This is a genomic window from Streptomyces sp. NPDC056486, from assembly GCF_042795295.1.
In the GTDB taxonomy this organism is placed as follows: domain Bacteria; phylum Actinomycetota; class Actinomycetes; order Streptomycetales; family Streptomycetaceae; genus Streptomyces.
Genome location: NZ_JBHTSF010000298.1, coordinates 1 through 4,583, shown reverse-complemented (window position 1 = coordinate 4,583; position 4,583 = coordinate 1). Strand labels below are relative to the sequence as shown.

General features: G+C 71.5%; 4 protein-coding genes. 3 read left to right on the top strand and 1 reads right to left on the bottom strand.

What is annotated here, in order from left to right; translation table 11 throughout:
- The coding region (locus ACFQ7F_RS45400) for a substrate-binding domain-containing protein (RefSeq protein WP_383285518.1) at positions 1–643 on the top strand (643 nt) is incomplete at its 5' end.
- Between the two features lie 25 nt (positions 644–668).
- On the opposite strand, the gene ACFQ7F_RS45395 is transcribed toward ACFQ7F_RS45400, so the two are convergent.
- Positions 669–1,622 (bottom strand): threonine/serine dehydratase, encoded by a 954-nt coding sequence (locus ACFQ7F_RS45395; protein ID WP_383285515.1) that lies wholly within the window; start codon positions 1,620–1,622, stop codon positions 669–671.
- Positions 1,623–2,091: 469 nt separating this feature from the next.
- Here ACFQ7F_RS45395 and ACFQ7F_RS45390 point away from each other — a divergent pair, with 469 nt between their 5' ends.
- Together ACFQ7F_RS45390 and ACFQ7F_RS45385 are read left to right on the top strand one after the other, a co-directional pair.
- A complete protein-coding gene (locus tag ACFQ7F_RS45390; protein ID WP_383285512.1) occupies positions 2,092–3,579 on the top strand; it encodes an integrin-like protein in 1,488 nt (495 codons plus the stop codon).
- A 562-nt stretch (positions 3,580–4,141) separates the two neighbouring features.
- Entirely contained in the window at positions 4,142–4,507 is a 366-nt protein-coding gene (locus tag ACFQ7F_RS45385; RefSeq protein WP_383285509.1) for a hypothetical protein, read from the top strand.
- Positions 4,508–4,583 lie beyond the last annotated feature (76 nt).

Sequence of the window (4,583 nt, the reverse complement as noted above, 5' to 3'; positions counted from 1 at the left end):
TTATGTGTTTATGAGACAGATCATGGTGACGCCGGTCGGCACGGACGCCGCGCTGCGGGAGCGGTTCCGGCGACGCCCGCTGGTACTCGTCGACCGCCAGGTGGGCCGATTGCCCGCCGTGGTGGCCGACACCACCACGGGCCTGACCGAACTCCTTGACCACCTGCTGGCACAGGGCCACCGCGACATCGCCTACGTCTCCGGTCCCGCGGACTCCTGGGCAGACGAACAGCGACGTACCGCACTCACCTCACGGGCGTCGGCGGCCGGCGCCCGTGTCCACGTCCTCGGGCCCCTGCCGCCCACGTTCGACGCCGGGATCGAGGCCGCACGCGCGCTGCCCGGCGACGCCACGGCCGTCCTCGCCTACAACAGCTATCTGACACTCGGGCTGCTGCACGGCCTCGGCGCGGCCGGACGACACGTACCCGATGACGTGAGTCTGGCCGCAGCCGACGACCTCAGTACGCTCAGCGCCACCACGCCACCGGTGACCGCGCTCGACGTGCCGCTCCGAGAAGCCGGGGCACTTGCCGTCACCCGCCTCCACGAGCTGCTCGACGGCCACCGGCGCACGGTCACCTCGCGACTGCCGGCTGCTCCCGTATTGCGCGCGTCGACGGCTCCGCCGCGCGGTCTGTAGCCGCCCTTGATGGATCCGGCCCGACTCAGAGGTTCGCGCCCGCGTACGCGGTCACGTCCTCAACCGATGAGTTGCCGCCGCAGATCACCAGGCCGAGCCTGGTCGCCTCGCCGGTCTTGGCCAGAACCCGGCGGGCGGCCGGGAGGAGGCAGCCCGCCGCCGGCTCCGCCCATACCCTGGCGTGCTCGGCCAGCTCGAGCACGCCCGCGTAGGCCTCCGCCTCGGGCACGACCAGTACCTCGTCGACCAGGTCACGCACCATGGTGTACGTCAGCGGGGACACCGTGGGCGCACTCAGCGTGCTGATGCGTGAATCCACATCCACGTGAACCGGCCCACCGCAGGCCAGCGCCCGAGACATCGCGTCGGCCCCGGTGGTCTCCACGCCCCACACGCGCACGTCCGGCCGGCGAGCCCGCAGCACCGCCGCCACACCGGCGATCAGACCACCGCCGCCGATGGAGACCAGGACGTCCGTCAATTCACCGGCGTCAGCGGCGAGTTCGAGCCCCACTGTGCCCTGCCCCGCGATGACCACCGGGTCGGAGAACGGGTGTAGCAGGGTGAACCCCTCCGCCTCAAGGCGGTCCATCGTCGCGAAGGCCTCGGCCATGGTGGCGGTCAGCCGTACGTCGGCTCCGGCGGCCCGGGCAGCCTGCACCGAGCGCGCCGGTGCGGTGCGCGGCATCACCACGGTGGCGCGCACACCCAGCGCGGCCGACATCTCCGCCACGGCGACGCCGTGGTTGCCGCCGGACACCGCGACCACGCCGGCCGCGCGTTGCTCATCGGTCATCGCAAGGAGCTTGGCGACGGCTCCCCGCGCCTTGAACGAACCCGTGCGCTGCAGCAGTTCGAGCTTGACCGTGACCGGCACCCCGAGCAACGCGGTCAACCCCGGGCTGGGCAGCGTGGGAGTGCGCACCACGTGCCCGGCGATCCGTTCCGCCGCGCTCTCCACGTCCTCAACACCGACCATGGCGCCCCTCCAGGATGTCTCGCACGCCGTATCCGTCTGCACAATACGTGGCTAATCCCGGGCACAGGCAGTCGTTCGGATCACCTCAGCTCAACACAGCGCAACACAGCGCGGCGCAGCAGACTGTCCGGGGCCGACGTTTCCGGCAGGGCAGTACAGGCCGATGACGGTGAGGCCGGTGGCGTGCAGCGTTGCCCCGCGCGGAGCCGGGGCGCCCTGCGCTGTGGCCTTCAGGCATGCCGCGGCATTGCGGGCGGCATCCGCGGCAGCAGCCTGACCGCCCGCCCGCCCCGCCAACACTCGGCCCGCAGGCGGCCCGTAACCTGCCGCTTGCTCCCTCCCGAACAGCAACGTCCCGAACATCAACGTTCCGTTCGACTTCACGGGCGGCGCGACCGCGTACAACCAGCCCCGCCCTTCGGCGGTCACACCAGATAGCCCGCACCCCGTCGACCGAGTGGGAGCCCTCATGCCGCACAGCCGCCGCATCCTGACGTACGCCGTTGCAGTCGCTGCCGCGGCCACCGCCGGGTTCGTGTTCCCGTCCGGCGCCACCGCTGCCGCGCCCCTCACCGCCCTGAGCGACTTCAACGGCGATGGCTACGCGGACCTCGCCGTCGGCGTCCCTGACGGCACCGTCGCAGGCCAGGCCAAGGCCGGGTACGTGAACGTCGTTTGGGGCGGCCTGAAGGGCGTCGGCGCCCACGGAAGCATCCGCGTCACCCAGGCCACTGCCGAGGTACCCGGGGCCCCGGAGGCAGGCGATCGCTTCGGCGCATCCGTGACCCTGACCGACCTCAACGGCGACGGCATCGCCGAACTCCTCGCCGGTGTCCCCGGCGAGGACGTCACCGACCGCGGTACGGACGCGGGCATGGTCATCGCCGTAGGCGGGTCGAAGGACGGGCCGGGGCCGGGATCATCGGTCCTCACCGGGCCCTCGCCGTCGGCTGCGTACGGCAGATCGGTCGCGGCAGCCGACCTGACCGGGGGCGGCAACGGCGGCAACGGCGGCAACAAGGCCATCGTGATCGGCGGCACGGACAAGGTCGTCGCCCGTGTCATCCAGGGCGAAGACAGCATGATCACCACCATCGTCGCCGCCCCCATGGGCGGCCGCGCCCCCGTCCTGGCCACCGGCGATTTCGACAGCGACGCCACCACGGACCTGGCCGTGGCGTACTGGACCGCGGGCAACCCCAACACGCAGTCCCACGTGCGCCTGTTCAGGTGGGACGCCGACCGGTCCGAGATGGCCAACTTCTGGAACATGGACAACGCGGGCGTGAGCGCCCTGGCAGCAGGCGACTTCGACGGCGACGGTCACGACGACCTGGCGCTCGGCGAGTGCCGTGAGATCGCCGACGAGAACATCGACGACCCGTGCGGCCCCGAGAAGCTCGCGAAGGGGGGCGGCATCCACGTCCACTACGGAAGCTCCGTGGACGGTTCCTTCGGCAGCCGCACCCAGACCCTCAACCAGGACACGGCGGGCGTCCCGGGGGTGGCCGAGGACGGCGACCGCTTCGGTGCCGCGCTCGCCGTCACCGATGTCAACCGCGACGGCCGCGACGACCTGATCGCGGACGCGCCCGGTGAGGCCATCGGGAACAAGACCGGGGCGGGCGCCGCCTGGCTGTTCCGCGGCGGGGCCCGGGGCCTGCTCGACGCAACCGGCGCTGCCACATCCACTGCATGGAACCAGGACACGACCGGCGTCCCGGGTGCCGCCGAGGCGGGCGACACCTTCGGTGCGGCGGTCGCCGCGGACGACCACAACGCCGACGGCGTACCCGATGTCACGGTCGGATCCCCAGGCGAGAACGCCTCCCTGGGCGCCGTGTGGCTCCTGCCCCGCGGTTCGGCCACCGACTCGACGGCCTTCTCGCCCCGCTCGCTCGGCCTCCCCTACCTCTCCACGACGCACAAGTACGGCAAGCCGCTGAACAGCCACTGAGCCCGCCCCATCGACGCTGCGTCCGCCCTCGCAGCATGGGCCCGCCCACCGGGCGGCGCGCCGACACCTCCCTGCCCAGAGCACTCGACGTACGCCTCGACAACTGCGCAACGCAAAGGCGGGGCAGACCAGCATCCGCGGCCGCCGTGACGGGCCGCGGCATCTGTCACCAACTCGCCTGTTGTTCCCCACTGGACGAGCGAAAGCGGCGGCTGATGTTGGGGCGTCGAGGCCCGGGTCCGGGCCTCGACGGCATCCGGGGGGTCGCTCAGTCGGTCCCCGGTCAGCGAGACGACGGTCCGCAGGGGCAGACGCCGAGTGCCTGGCCATCGCGCCGGGCGGATGAACCGGCGGCCCCGGATCCGGACCTGGGGCCGCCGGATTCCCTGCCGCCTGCCGACGAAGAATCGAACGACCAAAGTTTCACAGGCTGTTGCGTGGCAACACGAACCGCATGGCTCAAGAGAGAAGACCTTCGGATGACAGCGCCGGGAACACCCGGCACAGCACCAAGGCAACAGCCGCCAAGGGGCGGCCCGCTGCGAGGACGGGAGCGCGCAAGGTGAACACCACTGCACAGAAGGCAGAGCAGGAATCGACTGAGGCCGCCGGAAAGGCGAAGGATTCCGCCGCGGAGGCCGCCGACGCCGCCGGTTCCGGTGCGCATTCGTTCGGTCTCGCGACCCAGCGTGCGAAGCAGGCGGCAGCCGCGGGGATCGAGAGTGGCGGCAAGACCGTGGTGTCGGCCACGGGCAAGGTCGCTGCAACGGCGGTCACCGGCTGGACCCTGGTGAAAAACCGCAAGGCCATAGCCGCGGGCGCTGCCGCCGGCCTGGTCAGTGTCGCCGGTGTTGCCTTCACCGCCGGACGCCGCACAGCAAAGACCCGGGGCGGACCCCTGACCCGGCTGACCCATGGCCGTATCTGACACGCATCTGACATTCGCCGCACAAACCCAACCACCCCAGGCAGCAGGGCGGGGAGAAGGCTTAACCCCTTCTCCC